At 58.4% G+C, this 18264-nt stretch carries 19 protein-coding genes; 5 read left to right on the top strand and 14 right to left on the bottom strand.

All coding sequences use genetic code 11. The features are described from left to right. Window positions 1-35 precede the first annotated feature (35 nt). The 6 genes from HYT31_03395 to purL form a co-directional block, all read right to left on the bottom strand. The gene (locus tag HYT31_03395; GenBank protein ID MBI2050827.1) at window positions 36-857 is read right to left on the bottom strand and encodes a hypothetical protein; all 822 of its coding nucleotides are present in this window, start codon (window positions 855-857) and stop codon (window positions 36-38) included. 38 nt (window positions 858-895) lie between these two features. Next, a complete protein-coding gene (gap, locus tag HYT31_03400; GenBank protein MBI2050828.1) occupies window positions 896-1945 on the bottom strand; it encodes a type I glyceraldehyde-3-phosphate dehydrogenase in 1050 nt (349 codons plus the stop codon). A gap of 24 nt (window positions 1946-1969) precedes the next feature. Then, on the bottom strand, window positions 1970-2686 hold the full coding sequence (locus HYT31_03405; protein MBI2050829.1) for a UMP kinase: 717 nt from the start codon (window positions 2684-2686) through the stop codon (window positions 1970-1972). Between the two features lie 67 nt (window positions 2687-2753). Further along, complete coding sequence (locus HYT31_03410) at window positions 2754-3239, bottom strand: elongation factor Ts (protein MBI2050830.1); 486 nt, start codon at window positions 3237-3239, stop codon at window positions 2754-2756. 4 nt (window positions 3240-3243) lie between these two features. After that, complete coding sequence (gene rpsB, locus HYT31_03415) at window positions 3244-3954, bottom strand: 30S ribosomal protein S2 (GenBank protein MBI2050831.1); 711 nt, start codon at window positions 3952-3954, stop codon at window positions 3244-3246. A 253-nt stretch (window positions 3955-4207) separates the two neighbouring features. After that, complete coding sequence (purL, locus tag HYT31_03420; protein ID MBI2050832.1) at window positions 4208-8044, bottom strand: phosphoribosylformylglycinamidine synthase; 3837 nt, start codon at window positions 8042-8044, stop codon at window positions 4208-4210. A gap of 173 nt (window positions 8045-8217) precedes the next feature. Between purL and HYT31_03425 the strand changes: the two genes are divergently transcribed. Beyond that, window positions 8218-8418 carry a hypothetical protein gene (locus HYT31_03425; protein MBI2050833.1) on the top strand — a complete coding sequence of 67 codons (201 nt, stop codon included), beginning with the start codon at window positions 8218-8220 and terminating at the stop codon, window positions 8416-8418. Window positions 8419-8684: 266 nt separating this feature from the next. Here the strand turns inward: HYT31_03425 and HYT31_03430 are convergent, their stop codons facing one another. From HYT31_03430 to HYT31_03440, 3 genes are all read right to left on the bottom strand, one after another. Further along, on the bottom strand, window positions 8685-9179 hold the full coding sequence (locus HYT31_03430; GenBank protein ID MBI2050834.1) for a hypothetical protein: 495 nt from the start codon (window positions 9177-9179) through the stop codon (window positions 8685-8687). A 358-nt stretch (window positions 9180-9537) separates the two neighbouring features. After that, window positions 9538-9936: a type II toxin-antitoxin system PemK/MazF family toxin gene (locus HYT31_03435; protein ID MBI2050835.1), complete on the bottom strand. Its 399-nt coding sequence runs from the start codon at window positions 9934-9936 to the stop codon at window positions 9538-9540. Between the two features lie 180 nt (window positions 9937-10116). Further along, entirely contained in the window at window positions 10117-11052 is a 936-nt protein-coding gene (locus HYT31_03440) for a hypothetical protein (GenBank protein MBI2050836.1), read from the bottom strand. 152 nt (window positions 11053-11204) lie between these two features. Here HYT31_03440 and rpmE point away from each other — a divergent pair, with 152 nt between their 5' ends. The 4 genes from rpmE (at window position 11205) to HYT31_03460 (ending at window position 13920) form a co-directional block, all read left to right on the top strand. Next, window positions 11205-11519: a 50S ribosomal protein L31 gene (gene rpmE, locus HYT31_03445; GenBank protein ID MBI2050837.1), complete on the top strand. Its 315-nt coding sequence runs from the start codon at window positions 11205-11207 to the stop codon at window positions 11517-11519. A 50-nt stretch (window positions 11520-11569) separates the two neighbouring features. Further along, the gene (prfA, locus tag HYT31_03450) at window positions 11570-12631 is read left to right on the top strand and encodes a peptide chain release factor 1 (GenBank protein MBI2050838.1); all 1062 of its coding nucleotides are present in this window, start codon (window positions 11570-11572) and stop codon (window positions 12629-12631) included. Then, window positions 12628-13494: a peptide chain release factor N(5)-glutamine methyltransferase gene (prmC, locus tag HYT31_03455; GenBank protein MBI2050839.1), complete on the top strand. Its 867-nt coding sequence runs from the start codon at window positions 12628-12630 to the stop codon at window positions 13492-13494. Before prfA ends, prmC begins: the two co-directional genes overlap by 4 nt. Window positions 13495-13557: 63 nt before the next feature. Then, window positions 13558-13920, top strand: coding sequence for a hypothetical protein (locus HYT31_03460; GenBank protein ID MBI2050840.1), 363 nt, complete (start codon window positions 13558-13560; stop codon window positions 13918-13920). Between the two features lie 86 nt (window positions 13921-14006). On the opposite strand, the gene HYT31_03465 is transcribed toward HYT31_03460, so the two are convergent. Genes HYT31_03465 through HYT31_03485 form a run of 5 tightly spaced genes read right to left on the bottom strand, consistent with a single transcriptional unit; the run spans window position 14007 to window position 18235 of the window. Next, window positions 14007-15095 (bottom strand): DUF3048 domain-containing protein, encoded by a 1089-nt coding sequence (locus tag HYT31_03465; GenBank protein MBI2050841.1) that lies wholly within the window; start codon window positions 15093-15095, stop codon window positions 14007-14009. Between the two features lie 21 nt (window positions 15096-15116). Further along, a complete protein-coding gene (locus HYT31_03470) occupies window positions 15117-15830 on the bottom strand; it encodes a 50S ribosomal protein L25 (GenBank protein MBI2050842.1) in 714 nt (237 codons plus the stop codon). 14 nt (window positions 15831-15844) lie between these two features. After that, window positions 15845-16195 (bottom strand): hypothetical protein, encoded by a 351-nt coding sequence (locus HYT31_03475; protein ID MBI2050843.1) that lies wholly within the window; start codon window positions 16193-16195, stop codon window positions 15845-15847. 52 nt (window positions 16196-16247) lie between these two features. Beyond that, window positions 16248-17336, bottom strand: coding sequence for a rod shape-determining protein RodA (gene rodA / locus HYT31_03480; GenBank protein MBI2050844.1), 1089 nt, complete (start codon window positions 17334-17336; stop codon window positions 16248-16250). Window positions 17337-17347: 11 nt separating this feature from the next. Further along, window positions 17348-18235, bottom strand: a complete 888-nt coding sequence (locus tag HYT31_03485) for a hypothetical protein (GenBank protein ID MBI2050845.1) — start codon at window positions 18233-18235, stop codon at window positions 17348-17350. Window positions 18236-18264 lie beyond the last annotated feature (29 nt).

Genomic DNA, 18264 nt, shown 5'->3' on the forward strand with positions numbered 1-18264 from the left:
TAGGGATATTCTACCACGCACGCTCTAAAAATCAATCAATGCCTAACAAATCCCGGATCCCTCTGTGCGCCGCCATGTCGCGGTACCCCATTTCGTAGGTTTCCAACATGCTCTTTTTGGTGCGCTGAAGCGTGGACACCGGAATCCCGCTTACAGGCGCAAGCCGCTCTATGCGGACCCCCTTGGGAGCTTCGTAGTGCACGAGACGCGGCCGGGCGGAGCCGGAGCCACGCTCCCATGGCAAGGCTCGCCTCCAGGCGGGGAACGGAATTGTTGATGGCAATGATGCGCTCGGCGCCGCGGCGCACAGCCTCGCGGATGTGCGCGCGCAGATCAGCGGAGAGTTCGGAATCGCAGTACCTTCCCCCGTCCACGGCAATGAGCTTCCCGAACGCAATGGGCATGGCCTTGCTCGCGCGCAAGAGCTCAAAAATTTCTTCTTCATCCTCCCGTTCTTTATCCGAAAAGTACACGATCCCGCCGGTGTCCGCGTTCGTGGCCGCAATCAAGAGCTCGGAGGGCGAAGTTTTGACCTTGCGCAGGACAAGCGGATTGTCCTGCTTCATGATCACGTCAATCAAATAGTCCACGTCAATGATTTTCCACAGGCGCAGGCGGTTGATGAACTTGCGCGCGGCGAGCGCCTCGGTCCACACGCGCGTGATGGCATCGTACTGCTTGGCCGCATAGTACGCGAACGTCCCGGTTGAGCCGGAACCCGCAATCAAAAAATCCGGCTCCTTGAATCCGTATTCGCGCGCCAGGGCAACCATGGCGCCTGCCGCGTAGCCGCAGGACATGCCGCCCCCGCTCGCCACCACCGCAATCTTTCCGTTCCCTTTCTGTTGTACCGGCATAATCCAAAAAAACGCGCACACGCGTAAAGCGCCCAACATTAAATGATTAAATGGGACACCATGTCCACGAGCCGGTTCGCATACCCCCACTCGTTGTCGTACCACGCGAGCACCTTGAGCAAGTTGCCGGAAACGACGCGCGTATATTCCAAGTCTACGATTGCGGAGTGCGGGTTGCCGATGATGTCCGAAGAAACCAGAGGCTCGTCAGACGCCTCAACAATGTTCTTGTAGGGATACGCTTTGGCCTTTTCTCGGAAGAGCGCGTTGACCTCCTCTTTGGTCGTGTCTTTCTTGAGCAGGAACGTAAAATCCGAAATTGAGCCATTGATGGTGGGCACGCGCAGGGCAATGGCGTCAAACTTGCCTTTGAGGCCGGGAATGGTTTTGGCGGTGGCGATTGCCGCGCCCGTTGACGTGGGAATGATGTTGTGGCTCGCGGCGCGGGCCCTGCGGAAGTCCTTGCTCGGCCCATCCACCAGGTTCTGGGTTGAGGTATAGGAATGGATGGTGGTGATCATCCCTTTTTCTATTCCGTATGCGTCATCAATGATCTTGGCGACCGGACTCGCGGAGTTCGTGGTGCAGGACGCGTTGGAGACAATGGCGTCCTTGACCCCGTCCAGGGTGTTTACGCTGATGATGCGGGTGCTCGTTTCCTCGTCTTTGGCCGGAGCCGAGATGATGACGCGCTTGGCCCCTGCCTTGAGGTGGGCTTTGGCTTTCTCGGTGGTCGTAAAAAATCCGGTTGATTCAATCACCACGTCAACCTTGAGCTCTTTCCAGGGCAGATTCCCCGGGTCTTTCTGCGCGAACACCGGAACCGCAACATCGCCAATCTTGAGGCTTCCCCGGCAATCGCCTGATTTGACTGGCTTATCCTGGCTCGCGCTCACCTCTTTTTTGTACCTGCCGTAGACTGTGTCGTACTTCAAGAGGTATGCAAGCATCTCTGGATCAACCAAATCATTCACCGCTACCAGTTCCAGGTCCTTTTTCTCCAACGCGATTTTTGCGGCTGCGCGGCCGATCCTGCCGAAGCCGTTGATGGCGACCCGGCGTTTTGGTTTTGTTTTTTCGTGCTCCATGGCGCTAGTATACCACTTTTTGGGCTACGTGACGAGAGTGCCGATGGCTTCGCCGGAAAGAATCCTGGCAAGCGCCCCGGGCTTGTACTTGAATACAACGACCGGCAGCTTGTTATCCATGCACAGGCTGAAGGCGGTTGAATCCATGACTCGCAACCGCTTGGTGAGCGCGGTGCGGAAACTCACTTGTTTGAGTTTTTTTGATTTTGATCCGTTGCGGCGCGGATCTCCGGTGTACACCCCATCCACGGACGTGGTTGCCTTGAGCAGGACAGCGGCGCCCACCTCCAGCGCGCGCAGGGCAGCTGCCGTGTCCGTGGTAAAGTACGGGTTTCCGGTGCCTGCCGCAAAAATGACGATCTTGCCATCGGTGAGATGGCTGCGGGCCTGGCGGCGGATGTAGTCCTCGGCAACCTCTTTCATGGAAATCGCGGAAAGCACGCGGCAGTGCGCTCCTGCCTGCTCCAGTTCGGCCTGTAATGCAATGGCGTTCATGATAGTGGCGGTCATGCCCATGTAGTCAGCCGTGGCGCGGTCAATGGAATCCTTGGGGACAGTGCGGCCGCGGAAGATGTTTCCTCCGCCAATGACCACCGCAAGTTCGCATCCGCGCTTCGCAAGCTCCGCAAGATCGCGCGCCACCACGCGCGCGGCATTGAAATCAATGCCGAACTTCTGCTCACCGGCGAGCAGTTCTCCGGAGAGCTTGAGTAGGATGCGCTGATATTTTGGTTTCTTCATAAGAGTGCGCCTTTAACGTAGTGCGCCTTCCAAAAAGCCCTGCGGGAGTGTGCCGCAGGGCAGGAGGCTATATTTCCATTCGGGAAAATCCGGCAATCTCAATCTTCTCGCCGATTTTTGCGGTGGCCGCTTCCACGAGATCCTGGATAGTCTTTGAGCTGTCCTTGATGAACGCCTGGGAGAGCAGGATGCGCTCCGCGCCGACTTCCTCGCCCTCGGGCACCTCGTCCGAACGTACGTACCAGGGGTCGCTTGCGGCAACGTGCATGGCAAGGTCGTGCGCGAGCTCCCGGAAATCCGAGTTGCGCGCCACAAAATCCGTCTCGCAGGCAAGCTTGACCAGGGCCGCGATCTTCCCGTTCTGGTGCACGTAGGAGCCGATCCAGCCCTCGCCCGCAACGCGCCCGGCGCGCTTTTCAACCATTGCCTTGCCCTTATCCGCGAGCTCTTTCTTCGCGGCTTCTTCATCGCCCCCCGCGGCTTCCAGGGCCTCTTTGATGTCCATGATGCCGGCGCCGGTTTGGTTCCTGATTTTTTGGATGAGATCTTTCATGGGATTATTCTGCTTTAACGTTCTCTTTTCCCGCAAGCACGGCATCGGCGATGGTTGCGGTGATGAGCTCAATGGATTTGAGCGAGTCGTCGTTTGCTGGGATGGGGTGCGAAATTTTTGAGGGATCAACGTTTGAGTCGGACAGGGCAATGACCGGAACCTTGAGCTTGCGCGCTTCCGCGAGCGCGGTCTTATCATACTTGGGGTCTACGATGAACACGGCCCCGGGCACGCCGCTCGTAAGCGAGCGGATGCCGCCGATGTCTTGGTTCAGTTTATCATACTCCTGGGTAAATTCCAGCTGCTCGTACTTGGTATACTTGGAAAGCCGGCCCGATGCCTTGTCGTCTTCAAACCGCTTCATGCGCTTTTGCATGTTGGAGATGGCTGCCCAGTTGGTGAGCATGCCGCCGATCCATCGGTTTACGACGTACGGGCTCGCACAGCGTTCGGCCTGCGCTTTGGCGATTTTGCGCGCAATGGGTTTTACGCCCACGAACAGCACGGGCTTGCCCTCGCGTGAGAGCTTGGCGACAAACTCCGCGGCTTCCGCGAGCTTCTCGCGGGTCTTGGCAACGTCAATCACGTGGATTTCGCCGCGCTTGCCAAACAAAAACGGCTTGGCCTTGGGGTGCCAGCGCGCGGTGGTGTGGCCGTAGTGCGACCCTGCCGCAAGCAGGGCGTCCAGGGACGGGATGGTAACTTGGTCTGACATATATATGCTCCTTTTAGCCCGCCTCATTCCGCCTCTTCGGCGGACAGGCGGCGGGTGAACTTCTACCGCGCGTCACGGGCGTGTTGGCCCTTATGCGTATTTTGACGCACCAGGGAGGAAAACGCGCCTCTTCGCGGTATGATTAGTGATAGGCAATACTATAGCACAGGGCGGGAAAGGATGCAAGCGTCATACAAAAAAAGTCCCCGCCGAGTGGATAGCCCACCCGACGGGGAAATGTTGAGTGCTGCGGTCAGTTGCCGCAACACCAGTTGTAGAGATTCTGCGCAGTACGGAGCCACGGAGAAGCCTCCAACTTCTCCTTGAGCTCTGGCGGAATGTACTGCCAGTTGTACAGACGCGGCACGCGCTCCGGGTGCGGCATCATGGCAACATGCCTTCCGGACTCGTCGCACAGGGCGGTCCAGCCTCTGTGCGATCCATTGGGATTATACGGATACTGCTCTGTGGCATGCCCGTCCGGCGTCACATAGGACATGGCGACCTGTTGCTGCCTCCACAGCTGCTCACCGACCGCCGAGCTCGGCAGCCAGAGCCTGCCCTCGCCGTGCGCCGAAGGAATGCCCAGCACCGAATCCTCCATGCCACGGAACATGATCGCCCGGCTGTTGAGTATGCGCACCTGGGACCAGCGTGACTCAAAGGCTTCCGATGTATTGCGGATGAAGAGCGGCTGGGTCTCGGGATCCGGGGACATAGTGCCGAACGGCACCCAGCCCAGGGCAGCCATGACCTGGCAGCCATTGCACACCCCGAGCGAGAACATATCCTCCGATTCAAGGAATGCGGCAAACAGATCGTGCAGACGGGTATTGCGCTGGATGCGCAGTGCCCATCCGCGCCCGGCGCCGAAGACGTCCGAATCCGCGAAACCACCCGGAAACACGACTCCGTGGAATCCGTCCAGCGTCGCCACGCGGCCTTGAGCCAGATCAGACATGGCCACATCCACTGCCTCAAATCCCGCAAGGTGGAAGTACGCGGCCATTTCCAACTGGCCGTTGGTGCCTGTGGTCCGAAGAATGGCAACTTGGGGCTTCTCTGCCGCCCCAAGCACCGCCGGAGCGGTTGGCTTGGGCTCAAACCCAACCAAATAGCGCGGCACCGTCCAGCAGTCCGGATTCCGGTATTCCTCTTCCGCACAGTCTGGATTGACGTTCAACTCGTTCATGTGGAAACTGGTCTCCTCCCAAAGTTTCCGCAGTTTGTCCAACGACATCAGGAAGAGCGGCCGCCTCTCTTGGGTAATGACCACGTCCAAAAACTCTGTGGAGGCCGCAACCGTACTATGTGCAACCCCAAGACGTGCGAGAATTTCAAGCGCGCGGTTGAGGCGCTCATTCCGAACCTCGACTACACCACCCGCTTCCTCGGCAAACAGGAACGGGATTGGGTCAACATCACCTGGAATAGCCACATCCAGGCCAATCCCGCCCGCCAAAGCCATCTCTACCAGTGTCGTAAACAGCCCGCCGTCGCTGCGATCGTGCCAGCTTTCGGCGATCCCTACGCGGACCAGCTCTTGCACCGCGCAGAACAAGGCACGGAGGGGTTCGGCGTCAACGTCCGGACATTCGTCCCCAAGCTGGTTGTACACCTGCGCCAGCACAGACCCGCCCAAGCGGTGCGCGTCCAGATCAAGCCCCAAGAGCAGTAGTGTGCTGCCGGATCGGAGTTTGAGATCCGGTGTTACCACGCACGCGACATCCGGAACCGGCGCATACAGAGTTGCCACAAATGTATGCGGCGACTTTACCGTACGCCCCTTGGCATCTTTGGCGCGCATGGACATGGAGTCCTTGCCGCCGTCTTCTACAATGCCGAGCGCTGTGAGGAATTGCCGCACACCGCCGTCCAGGGCGCGATACAGGCGCACCATGTCCCCGTCCGTGGTGCCGGGCCACATCACATTGCCCTGCATCTTGATGTCCTCAAACCGCGAAACCGCGACCCCGGCTATATTGAGCAGGGCCTCGGCAATTGCCATGCGTACGCCTGCGGGGGAATTGAGCATGGTCTTCGTCGGCTGTTCGCCGATGCTGGATGCAATGCCTACCCTGTCGAAAAAGCTCAAGGCGGAAACCGCGCAGTCGCCAATCGGAAGCTGGTACGGGCCAATAGCCTGCTGCAGCACGACCCTGCCTCCGACACTGCGGTCCACGCGATGCACCTGGAAACCCTTGGAACCAACCGCAGGCAGCCGGAGCACGCGTTCCGCGGCCTGCTGAATGGTCAACATCTCGGGCAGAACCAGCGGAGAACCGAGTGAACGGGGTGTTGTATCCTCAATCACCCACTGCGGCAATCCGGAGAGTACTTCTTTGATGGGCAGATCAACCGGCGTGGTGTTGTCGCTGGAATCCTCCACCACAATCCTGCCGTCTCCGGTTACCTCGCCCAAGATCTCAACCGGGCATTCTTCCCGCTCGCAGATCGCGCAGAACTCGTCCAAACGGTCCTCCCAAATGAGGATGCCGTACCGCTCCTGGTACTCGGCCCCCCAAATGACGAGCACAGAAAGAGAGGCATCTCCCAGCCGTATCTTGCGGATGTTAATGCGCCCGCCTGCTTGCTCAACCAGTTCGGTGTTCACATTTGCCGGTCCCGCTGCCCCCTGGTCATGAATAGAAGCAATGGGATTGCGGTCGCCCAGGGCAACGCACGTCTCAATGGCCGCGCGCGTCACCAGGCCCATCATGGCATCGCCCCGCTGTACGGAGCTGAATGCCACATCGCGAGAGAGCTCGCCCCCGCCCTGGCTTGATGCGGTTCCGCCGCCAAAGCCAATGCGGTACGCAGGCCCGCCGATCTGGATGATCTTCATGCCGCGCTCCGCGCGCTGCTTATCCACATGGATGTCGTTCATCTGGCCCACGTTGCCGGCCAGCATCAGGGTTTTTCCGTAGCCCCAGCGCTGGCCCCCGAGGTCAAGCTGCACGGTGCGCGTAAACCCATAGAGTACCGGAATCCCGGTCCTGTTGCCATAGTCCCATGTTCCTGCCGGGGCCTCGCGCATGATCTGCAGAGCCTGCGCAGCTCCGGCAATGGGAGCGGCTCCCGGATTTTCCCAGGGCAGTGTATGCCCCGGAATGCACAGGTCTTGCGTGCTGAACCCTGCTGACGAGAACAGAATTAAGCCGCCTCTGCCCACGGCAAATCCGTCTCTATAGCAGCCCCCGATGCCTGTTGCGGCACCGGGGTATGGGCAGAACATGGTGGGATGGTTGTGGGTCTCCACGGTACAGGTGCCGTTCGCGTACACGTGAACAGTCGCATAGTGCGAGGGATGCCCGGGCCGGGCCGGCACGAACCAGGTGACCTCGCCAATCACAATGGCGCTGGCGTTGTCCTTGAATCCGATCCTGCTTGAGCCCGGCTTGAGCCGGTATGGCTCGCGCACCAGGCCCATAAGGGTGTAGGGCATCTCCTGGCCGTCCAGTATGACCTTCGCGCCCCACCTGCGGTGCCGCGAGTGGTCGCTTGCAAGCTGCGCGATCTGGAAGAGCTCTACGTCCGTGGGATTCCGCTTGAGGGTGCGCCTGAAGAGTTCGCACACATGCTGAAGGTCTCGGGCATCCATGCCCAGCCCCAGCTTGGTGCTCACGCGCTCAATGGCTGCTACCCCTTCCGATAGCACTGGGACAACCTGCACGGGCTCGGGTGCGGCGCCGGACTCAAGCGCAGTGATGTAGTCCGGGTAGATGCACTCGGTCATGCGGTCAAAGCGCGCGGCCAGAAACTCCTGCGGATCACAGTCCTGCGGCGCGCGGTAGCGGCGGAAGCATTCCACGCGGAATACTTCGCCATATCCGCACTCCCGCAGAGCGCTGACCCTGCTTGAACTCAAAGCGGTCTGGAACATGGGCTTGGGGCCCACCATGCCGACCCGCTCCCCGGGCTTGAACACACTCTCCGGGTGCACGCAGTGGCCCGGAAGCTCCTGAAGAAATTCTTCCAGGCCCAGCAGGCGCCGGACATCCAGCCCAGCCGTGGCGATGCCGATGCAGAAGCACTCTTCAAAGTCCGGAACTCCGGACATCGTGCGGAACAGCCGAACAATGGAACTCATGGGATACCTCCTTGGAGGTGTGGAGTTTCAGTGCGATGCTGTGTTGAAGCCAATAAAAATAGACCTGTCAAAGAGCAGATCCTCCCGCCCTCATATAACCACAATTCAGGGCAATAAATCAAGCTGTTGAACTTGACAGCAACACTGTGCCGCACGTATAATACAGATACGCTATGCCCGGACAGGAAAAAATTAACGAAACGTTTTCGGAAATAAACCGCGACATTGCGCAAATACTGTTTGCCGTTTTCGTTATTCAACCACTGGTGACCGAAGAAATACGGTATGATCTCGCGCTCTTCGGTCTTTTCGGCTCAATCGGGTTCTGGGCGTGGAGCATGCAAGTTATCAAAAAAATATATGTCAGAAACTAACATAGACCCATTCATACTTACCTACGTACTGGCGGCATTGGTAGGACTCATAGTAAACCTCATAGGTTGGTATACGGTAAAAAGCATGAAAAAATGACTGTATGATCAATAACACGACATTAACCATCGCATTTTTCGTACTCATGGGCCTCAACTGGCTCGTGGTCTGGCTCATGACGAGAGATTCCGGCCCCGAAAAAAAAGAGAGCCCGCACCGTATTGAGTGATGCGGGCCCCGTGATGCGCGAAACGCGCGCGCCGATCGGTCAGGCCGACCGCCAGCACTCCACCATGTCCGGCGCCAGTTCTTCCGCCGCGCGCTGGATCGGAATCGCGGGCGCCGCAGGATCGTCAGGGCCGGAAAGCATGAGCCCCGGAAGGCGCTCTCCGAGGCTCGGCCGGACGCGAAAGCCGCTGCTGTTCGTTCTCCAGGGGGAGCGCCTACAAAGGTATAGCAACTGGCTGACATACGCGACCACCAGCCGCATCCCGGATATAGTCACCACCTCAAACTCCAGACGCTCACGGGCTTTCTTGGGGTTCACCGCGCCCATGCGCGCTAACGCGTCTCGGAATGCCACACAGACGTCCTCCACAGTATAGACCGGGGTTTCGGGAAGATCAGCAAGCCTGAACTCCTCATTGTGCTCCCAGACATCCCGTGGCGGCCAACGGAACTTGAGCGTTCGGATGGCTTCTTTCGGATGCTTCTCAAACTCCTCAACCGTCACATCGCGCAATGTATCGCTCTGCGTGGTCATACCGCCATCCTCCTTGGTTGTGCGGCGTGGCGTGCGAAAAACTCTGATTGGCCTTGTTGGCCTTGTTGAATGAGCGAAAATCGAAAAGGCCCTCCGAGTGGAGGGTCTCTTTGGCTGCCAACTATGGCATCAACCTAAAGACTTCCACTCGGAGAGCGGCCGATAATAATTGCGATAGCAATGATTCGGCTGGAAGTCATATCCACAGTGTATCATACCCAAAAAATTTGTCAAAAAGAAAGCAGCCACCTCGCTGGATGGATAGTAACTATTGACAAAATGCTGCAGGGGTGTATAATGTAATTACAATTTGGGATTTCCCACTGATCCCCGCCCCGCAAAGGCGGGGTGACTATTTTTAAGAGCCATAAAATTCTAGGAATCTGGCTCTTGTTTTATTAAAATCATTATCATCAAGCGTGCCAATCCTGTTGGTTAGGCGTTTTTTATCGAGCACCCGCGCTTGATTTAGCATAGCCCAATTCTTTTTGCCGTGCATAGTAATTTCTACATACCAACTACCTTGTTTTTCTTGAGTGGTCAAAGGCAAGCCCAAAAAAGAATTACTCGTGAATTTTCTAAACACCAAAACCGGCCTCGTGAATTTTAGGCCCTTACCAAAAATTTCCTCCCCGAGGTTCATGCCCAAACTGCACCACCAAATATCGCCCTGCTTGAAAACCACTTGGCTTTGTCTGCCCCACAAAGCAATTTTTAGAGCGCACCACTCTTGAATGGATTTTATAAAATCAAGCATGTATTTATTTTACATAGATCAGGGCAAGGCGGGTGATGCTGACCCCGGCCTGCGCGTAGGTCAAACCTTGCACTGCCATCCTGTGGCTCCCTTCTTCTCAAAAAAAGCAGCCATCGTCCGTGATGGCTGCTGCCTCCGTTACTGAATGAACCGATGCTGGATGAGCCGCATGCCGCAGGCTCAAAGGGAAAAGCCGTGGTGCGCGATTCCCTGCAGGAGCAGCTTGTGGTTCCCTGACTCCGGGAAGCTATCATGCACATAGTTGACCTTGAAGGTGAGGCCTTGGTCCGGGAAAAAGGCGCACCCGAGCGCCAGCCGCTCTCCGTACCGCAGCTCCTCAAACCTGGCCATAAGCCGGATGCCTCCGCCTTGTTCGGGTGTCCGATGCCGGATGTCGCGCTCCGCGAGCGCGTACCACTGGCTTAAGCGCTCCACGCGCAAGAGCTCAAACGCGTACAAGCCCCGCTCGGATTCCCGCGTAAGCTCCACGGCCCAGGGATTGCGATCCCGCGTGGTCCAGCGGTAACTCGCGCCCGCAACAACGCCATGGAAAAGCGGCCGCCTCACCTGGAAGTATGCGTGCCGGTGCGTATTGCCGGCCTCTCCTGCATATCCACCGGTGCGGTCGCCAAAGAAAAAACCGAACGTGCCGGCAACTGAACCAATCGGCACAAAGTCCAGCCGTGCGCCCGCATCACGGGCAACAAGTGAGTCAGCCATGCCCGCGTACCGGACCGGACCGACCTGGAACGGGTTCAGCGTAGACCACTCTCGCCCGAACGGCGGAATAAAGTACCCGCCCGCAATCTCCGAAAGCCAGGGCGCGAGCCAGCGTGTCTTCTGTTTGGGCTTCCAGTGGAAGCGGCAGTCATGCACACGCACGGCCTTATCGCGGTCTTTCACCGCGAACACGACCACCAGATGCGCCCGCTTGTTGATCCGCGAATCAAGGATTGTCCAGGCGGCGAGCGGCTGAAGATCTCCGAACTCGCTCTCTTCCCCGTATGTGTCCTCATTCACGTAGGAGCCGAACAAGCTCACGGACATGGGTGGAGCTGCGGCGCGGGCTGCGGAAACAGACATCACAAACGCTAGGGCTATGGCGAACATCTGCACAGCGCACCTCGCTTTCTATTTGGAATCATGCTGTTAAAAGATCGCAACCTCTCCTCATGGCTGGCTCAACATCATACCAACATTTCCAGCCGCATGTAAAGCCGAAGCCCGGGGCTTGCATTATTCCCGCGTTTCTGGTACACTACTCTGGTATGAAAAAGGACGTGCACCCAACCTACTACTCGGACGCGAAAGTTGCCTGCGCATGCGGCGCGAGCTTTAGCGTGGGCGCGACCCAGAAAGACATCCACACGGAAATCTGCTCCAACTGCCACCCATTTTATACCGGCAAGCAGAATTTGATTGATACGGCAGGCCGGGTGGAGCGCTTCCATGCCATGGTCAAAAAAACCGAGGGCATCAAAACCCGCGGCAGAAAGAAAAAGGGTGATGAGAAAGCCGCGGCAGCTCCGCTTGACAACCGGAAAAAACTGGAACAGATCAAAGCACATCTGGACGCAAAGTAACAAACTCACAAAGACCGCCTCGCTTTTTGATGGGCGGTTTTTGCATGCATATGATTGATCAAATCAGCCAACTCAAAGCGCGCTTTAAAGAGCTGGAGCAAAAACTCCAGTCTGCTGGCGTGGCTTCTGATCCGCGGGCATTGAAATCCCTGTCACAGGAGTATGCAGGCCTCAAGGAAAAAGTGGGGCTCGGCGAACGGTACGAGCGCGTGATGCAATCCCTGGAAGAAGCAACAGCCGCAAAAAAAGAATCGCAAGACCCGGACATGATTAAGCTCGCGGACGAAGAAATCGCGCACTTAGCCAAAGAGCGCGATGAATTAGAGAGCGCGCTCCAGGCCGCGCTCCTGCCGCAGGACCCGAACGATTCCAAGAATATCATCTGCGAAATCCGGGCAGCCGCAGGCGGCGACGAGTCTGCGCTGTTTGCCGCAGAGCTCTTCCGCATGTACGGCCGCTTTGCCGAGGGAGAGGGCTGGAAGACGAGCGTCATCTCGGAGAGCAGGATCGGCATCGGCGGATTTAAGGAAGTGATTTTTGAAATCAAGGGCAGTGGCGCGTACTCAAAACTGAAGTACGAGTCCGGCGTGCACCGCGTGCAAAGAGTGCCGGAAACGGAAAAGAGCGGCCGGGTCCACACTTCCACGGCCACGGTGGCGGTCTTGCCGGAAGCGGACGAGATTGACATTGAAATTGATCCGGCGGAAATAAAAATGGAGGTGACCACGGCCCGCGGCCACGGCGGCCAGTCGGTTAACACCACGTATTCGGCGGTGCGGCTTTTGCATATTCCCACCGGCATTACGGTTTCCTGCCAGGATGAACGCTCGCAAACCCAGAACCGCGAAAAAGGCATGATGATTCTGCGCTCGCGCGTGGCGGCGCACTATGAGGCCGAGCGCGCGGCCGCCGAGCGGAGCGCGCGGACGCTGCAGATCGGTTCGGGCGACCGCAGTGAAAAGGTGCGCACCTACAACTTTCCGCAGGACCGCATCACAGACCACCGCATCAAGCAGAGCTGGCACGGCATTGCCGCGATTCTGGACGGCAAGCTGGACGGCATCGTGGAAGCCCTGCAGAGCGAGGACGCCAAAAAGAAGCTGGCGCAATGATGATCCGGGAAGCGCTCTTGGGCGCGCGCCAAAAATTGATGCACCTGGAAGCCCCGGGACTGGACAGCGAGGTGCTCTTGGCGCACGTGCTTGCAAAACCGCGCGAGCACGCGCTTTTGCATCCCGAAGAAGTTTTGGATGATGAACAAGCGGGTGAATTTGGCGCGCTCATCGCGCGCCGTGCCAACCATGAGCCCGTCGCCTACTTGGTGCGCCGCAAGGAATTCTATGGCCGCAATTTTTACGTGGACCAGCGCGTGCACATCCCCCGTCCCGCAACCGAGGATTTGGTTGATGCGGTGAAGCGCGAACTGCCGCCGGACTTTGGCGGCACTATTGCGGACATTGGGACTGGCTCGGGCTGCATTGCCGTGACATTGGCGCTTGAATTTCCGGCCGCGCGCGTTTTTGTAACTGACATGAACGAAGATGCGCTTGCGGTGGCGCGGCAGAACGCAGAGCACCACGCCCGCATTGAAGCGACCCCGCCGCTTGGGGCGTCCCTGCCGCTTATGGAACGCATCACTTTTTTGCACGGCTCATTGGGCGAGCCATTAACAACGCCGGTTGACGTGCTCGTTGCAAACCTGCCTTATGGCTGGCAAGATGGGTGGACTCGTGATGCGGAAGTGCTTTTCCAGCCTGACACATCATACCTGTCAGGCAATGACGGGCTCCGCGATATCAGCAAACTCATCCAACAACTCCCGCGCCTGTTGACGAAAAACGGCCGCGCGTACCTTGAGTTTGACCCGCGCCAAACCGCGGCAATCAAAAAACTCGCAGGCCGCGCCGGGTACGCGGCTACCATCACCAGGGATATGGCAGGATTTGAGCGCATAGTGAGGCTCGCCGCATCTTGACAAAACAGAAAAACAGGCGCTTACTGCAGGTGAGCGCTGTTGTTTGCAAGAAAGGCGGTCCCTATGGACACCATTGAGTGCCGGTCGCGCCCGCAGTGCGGATGTACGGGGCCCGAGTGCTTGGATGACCAGATCAAGCGCGTCCAGACCCTGCGGGCGGAAATGGCGGACAAGGACATGTGGCAGAGCCACTTGCTCGTAATCATCCTCTACTTTGAGGAGGACAGATCCATCTTTGAGGAGGACAGATCCATCCTCTTCACGTTCACGAGCCTTACGACATTCACACCCACGATTCGGGGTGCGGTCTGGATTGTCGGAACAGCCAAGGAGCACCCTCCGAACACGAAGCAAGGGTACTACGGCATCACCAAGATCATCTCGGAAATCGTGCCGCGGGAAACACGGCAGATATACGACAACTAGGGGGAGGGGGAATGCACACCATTCACGAAACGGCGCTCAATGCCCTGCGGAGAACTACTTCGCAGGGCTCAATTTTTGCGCGCGGCCTACTCGTAGGTCACTGCTCGCTCGCCCGGCACCACCTCAACCCAGGTCTGGCCCGTTGCGAGCACAATGGGCTCGCCCTCCGCATCAAGCCACTCGGTCTGGCTATCGGCCGTGTCTTTGCGCCACGAACCTTTGATAATATACCCGCGCTGGAACAGGAGCATATCCCCTTTTCCTTCCATGTCAATGGAAATGCGGCCCTCCCCGCTCGGGTAGTACCCTTCCTCGGGTACGCGCTGGATAATGACGTTCGCCGCGGCAATCTGTGAACCAGTCGCGCTGTCGCGGTGCGCCGCGCCATTCAGGAAGCGGCTGTACCGCTCAAAGCCCGGGTCATACTCGTACGAGGCATCAAACTCCGTGCTCTCGGAAAAATCAATGTATACGCGGGTCGCATCCACGCGCTCACCGCGCTTGGGCTCGGGTGGATCATCACTCCACTGCCATAACAATTTTTCCTGCGGCAGCCTTCCCAGGAGCTCAAAATCCGCAATGCCCAGGGCAATCAAATCTCCGGACGTAAACAAATTGTGCGGCCGCGGGATTTCCTCATCCCGCCAGAAGTACCTAATGCCCAGGCCCGAAATCTCGTTCAGGTCTATGACGTCTGACTCCTTAATGAGCGCAAGCGCTTCCGGGCTCCCGCCGCCGTGCCAGAAAAACGCGCTCCACCCAGCCGCAATTTCAACCACGTACGGCCGCGCGCTCCTCACCGGCCCGATCTTGGGATTGTTTTCGGGCGGACCCGCAAACAATCCCGCAAAGCGCGTTGACCCGCCCTCGGCGAGCACCTCATACACCACTGCTGCGTCCGAGATTCCCGAAAGGTAGGGAATCGCGTCCGGGTGGTTGTCAAACATCACCATCACCGGGTAGTCATCGTCCGCGCCGAAAGGCGCACCCTGCGGAGCCGCTGTGCCGCGGCCGCCCGCAAAATCAAACAAGCCGCCCCCGCTCCCCTTGGTGCCGCCAATGAGCTTGAAGCTAACCAGCCAAATGAGCCCGATAGCCAACAAAAAAACACCAGTGCTTGCCAGGGGGTGCTTTTTATTGCCAACGCGAACAAAAGGGTCTTTTTGTTTTTCCATGCTGCTCTGCGGTGCTGAACATTACTCTTTTTTGGGCGCGGCTTTGCCGGGCGCCGCAGCATCACCCGCCGAATCGGCGCCCGCGGCAGCTGCTTCTTCTTTCTTCTTCTCGGTGAGCACCTCGGGTTCTCCCTCTTTGATTTCGGAGGAGAGCTCGGCTTTCAGGTCTTCTTCACTGCGGGGCTCGGCGATAGCGGCAATGATTTCATCCGGGGGCAGGCTTGTCGCCACGCCCGCGGGCAAGGCCAAATCCTTGACGCGGATAACGTCTTCAAACGTCTTGAGCGAATCAATGGGAACTTCAAGGTGGCTCACTAAATCGCCGGGCAAACACTCAATGGGAAGCTCGGCATGCTGTTTGACCAGGATGCCGCCAAAATCTTTAACGGCAACGGATTCGCCCACAAACGCCAAGTGCGCCTCGGTGTGCACCTTGCGGTCCATGCGCACCTGGTACAAATCAACGTTCAAAAACTTGCCGGATACCGGGTCAGCCTGGATGTCCTGCACAATGGCCTTGACTGCTCTGTCCTCGCCCTCAAGGTGCACGTCAACGAGCCCGGTGGCGCCGCCGGCCTTGCGCAATTTGGCAACCTCGCCAACGGGTATGCTAAAATGGCGGCTCGCTATGTGGTCGCCGTACAAAACACCGGGAATTTGCAAATTATTGCGCAACGCGCGCGCGGTAGTGGTGTTTTTGGGGGTGCGCTGTTTAAGTGCGATGGCTCTCGCCATGGTATCTATCTTACTTAAAAATCTAGAAGCTCTCGGACGCCTGGGCGCTGCCGAGTGAGTTCGTACGCCTCAAGCACGTCATCACTGGACACGGGTTTTGCGTTCTTGAAGCGGAGCACGTCCTCTCCGGTCAAGTCGGTGATCAATCCCACGCTGGAAACCCCGATGCCGCCCGTCAAAATCACGGCAACAATGGAGCTTGAGCACTTTTGGCACGACACGTGGATGAGGTGCGCGCCGCTCTTCTCCTCAAGCACCTTGGCCTCGCTCGGATTATAGTGAGTGCTGCACAAGGGGCAGTACGAAATGAGGCGCAAATTTTCCAGTGATGAGGATGAGTGCTGGTAGTTGGGCTCGCGGAGCATACGATTTTTATATTCTTTGACAAACGCAGTATATCCTAAAACAGAACGCCAGTCAAGAGGACCTTTGGGACCGGGCCGAGAGCGCTGCCCCGAGCGAGGCAAAACTCACCACCAGCGAGCTGCCCCCGTAGCTCACCAGAGGGAGCGTGACCCCGGTCACCGGGAACAGGCCCATGTTCATAGCGATGTTGATGGCTGCCTGGGAAAAAAACAAAAGCAGCACGCCGAGCGCCACAAAGCTTGCGTACGCGCTTCGCTCGGACACCATGATGCGGAAAAGCCGGCCGAGCAAAAACACGTACAAGAGCATGAGGAGGGACGCGCCGAAGAACCCGAACTCCTCGGCTGTTGAAGCGAAAATGAAATCAGTCTCCTGCTCCGGCAAAAAGTCCAGCTGGCTCTGGGTGCCGAGCCCCAAGCCACGGCCGAACCATCCGCCGGACCCGATGGCAACCATAGACTGCGCCACGTTGTACCCGGCTCCCAAGGGGTCTGACTGCGGAGAAAAGAACGTGCTGATGCGCGCCTTTTGGTAGGGAGCGAGCACGAGAAACCACGCAATGCCGAGAGCTATAGCGCCGGCCAGGGCAAGGACGGCAAGCTTCTTCCGGTCCAGCCCGGTGTACAGCACCATGCCCGCGCTCACCGCGAACAGGATGAATGCGCTGCCCAGGTCCGGCTGCAAGGCAACGAGGAGCGTGGGGAGCCCCGCGACCACAAGCACGGCCGCCGCGTCCGAGAACCGCGCCAGGTCAAAGCGCAAGCGCTCAAGCGTGGCCGCCAAAAACAAAATCACCGCAAGCTTTGCGAATTCCGCGGGCTGGAACCCGATTGAGCCCGCCGTAATCCACCCGCGCACGCCGCGCGTCTCCTCGCCGAAGAGGAGCAGGCCCGCAAGAATGGCTACCGCGGCGAGGTACAGCGCCACAGAGGCGTTCCGCCAAAAATGCGCGTCCAAAAATTGGAACGCGATGAGGAGCACGCTGCCCGCGGCGAGAAAAGCGAGCTGCTTCAAAAACCGCGTGTCTTCGGGCCAGCTAAGGCTGTAGATTAAAACGAGCCCGAATGCCGAGAGCCCGAATGCGGCGGCAACGAGCCGCCCGTCAATGCGATGAAGTGCTTCGCGGACCGAAAGGCGCATATGAGTGCCCGTTAAAACGGGATGTTGCCCGCGCCGCGCAAGCGGTAGGCGCCCTCGTCAAACAGGTCAAAATCCGGATACACGGAAACCTCAAGCCCTGCCGGCAGCGGCCGCGCAAACCTGCGCTGGGCTTGTATGCGCTCCCCGGACCCGATGGTCTGGGTGGAAACCCACGCTCCGGCAGGCTCCCCGGAAAAGCGCGTTGCCACCATAAGCAGGGAGGGTGTGATGACCGTGTACGGGCTCTCGTTTGCGATGATGGCGCTGATATCGGTTGCCGTGCCGCGGGACGCAACCTCGCTCGTTTCCACGCGAATGCTCGCAAGCACCCCGGCCGGGCGCACCAGGATGCTGGGGTCCCGGACGCGCTGCCACGCGATGGTTGTGATGAGCTCTGGGCTATCCGGCACTCCGGATACTGCCTCACCCAGGCGCGCGAGAAAGGTCTGCGATTCCGGAAGCACGATCTTTTCCGAAAACCCGCTCTGGGTTCCCTCCCACTGGAATGAGTACGAAACGCGCATGATCCAGCCCGGGTTGGGATTGGAAACGAGCGCTAAAAAATCCGCGCGCCCTACGGGACCGGTGTGCGCCTCCCCGGCGCTCGGCAGGGCAAACACGCCGTCTATCACCAAGCCCTCCGGACCTTGGGCCTGGTGCAGGGCCGCAACATCAACATCCGCGCCTTTCGCCGCAAGTTCCGCGTACAAGCGTTCGTCCGAGCGCATGCCTGCCACCAGCGTGGCCGCCCCGTACAGCGTGTATGCCCAAAACAGGGCGTTGATGGACAAAAGCAGGCCGATGAGGGTTTTCGCGAGGAGCGGCTTGCGCTCCTGGTACCAAAAACCGAATTTGAGCCAGCGGCTTACTGAAGGATCTTGATACTGTTGGATGACCATACGTGTCCCCTATCATACCACATTTTTCA

This window comes from Parcubacteria group bacterium (assembly GCA_016181765.1).
Taxonomy (GTDB): domain Bacteria; phylum Patescibacteriota; class Patescibacteriia; order UBA2169; family UBA2169; genus CG10-46-32.

Excerpts from the sequence above, each read along its gene's own strand:
- HYT31_03475 (MBI2050843.1), bottom strand. The coding sequence starts at position 16,195 with ATGCTCCGCGAGCCCAACTACCAGCACTCATCCTCATCACTGGAAAAT.
- prfA (MBI2050838.1), top strand. The coding sequence starts at position 11,570 with ATGATTGATCAAATCAGCCAACTCAAAGCGCGCTTTAAAGAGCTGGAG.
- HYT31_03430 (MBI2050834.1), bottom strand. The coding sequence starts at position 9,179 with ATGACCACGCAGAGCGATACATTGCGCGATGTGACGGTTGAGGAGTTT.
- HYT31_03405 (MBI2050829.1), bottom strand. The coding sequence starts at position 2,686 with ATGAAGAAACCAAAATATCAGCGCATCCTACTCAAGCTCTCCGGAGAA.
- HYT31_03425 (MBI2050833.1), top strand. The coding sequence starts at position 8,218 with ATGCCCGGACAGGAAAAAATTAACGAAACGTTTTCGGAAATAAACCGC.
- rpsB (MBI2050831.1), bottom strand. The coding sequence starts at position 3,954 with ATGTCAGACCAAGTTACCATCCCGTCCCTGGACGCCCTGCTTGCGGCA.
- HYT31_03485 (MBI2050845.1), bottom strand. The coding sequence starts at position 18,235 with ATGGTCATCCAACAGTATCAAGATCCTTCAGTAAGCCGCTGGCTCAAA.
- HYT31_03395 (MBI2050827.1), bottom strand. The coding sequence starts at position 857 with ATGCCGGTACAACAGAAAGGGAACGGAAAGATTGCGGTGGTGGCGAGC.
- rpmE (MBI2050837.1), top strand. The coding sequence starts at position 11,205 with ATGAAAAAGGACGTGCACCCAACCTACTACTCGGACGCGAAAGTTGCC.
- HYT31_03435 (MBI2050835.1), bottom strand. The coding sequence starts at position 9,936 with ATGCTTGATTTTATAAAATCCATTCAAGAGTGGTGCGCTCTAAAAATT.
- gap (MBI2050828.1), bottom strand. The coding sequence starts at position 1,945 with ATGGAGCACGAAAAAACAAAACCAAAACGCCGGGTCGCCATCAACGGC.
- rodA (MBI2050844.1), bottom strand. The coding sequence starts at position 17,336 with ATGCGCCTTTCGGTCCGCGAAGCACTTCATCGCATTGACGGGCGGCTC.
- prmC (MBI2050839.1), top strand. The coding sequence starts at position 12,628 with ATGATGATCCGGGAAGCGCTCTTGGGCGCGCGCCAAAAATTGATGCAC.
- HYT31_03460 (MBI2050840.1), top strand. The coding sequence starts at position 13,558 with ATGGACACCATTGAGTGCCGGTCGCGCCCGCAGTGCGGATGTACGGGG.
- HYT31_03465 (MBI2050841.1), bottom strand. The coding sequence starts at position 15,095 with ATGGAAAAACAAAAAGACCCTTTTGTTCGCGTTGGCAATAAAAAGCAC.
- HYT31_03410 (MBI2050830.1), bottom strand. The coding sequence starts at position 3,239 with ATGAAAGATCTCATCCAAAAAATCAGGAACCAAACCGGCGCCGGCATC.
- HYT31_03470 (MBI2050842.1), bottom strand. The coding sequence starts at position 15,830 with ATGGCGAGAGCCATCGCACTTAAACAGCGCACCCCCAAAAACACCACT.
- purL (MBI2050832.1), bottom strand. The coding sequence starts at position 8,044 with ATGAGTTCCATTGTTCGGCTGTTCCGCACGATGTCCGGAGTTCCGGAC.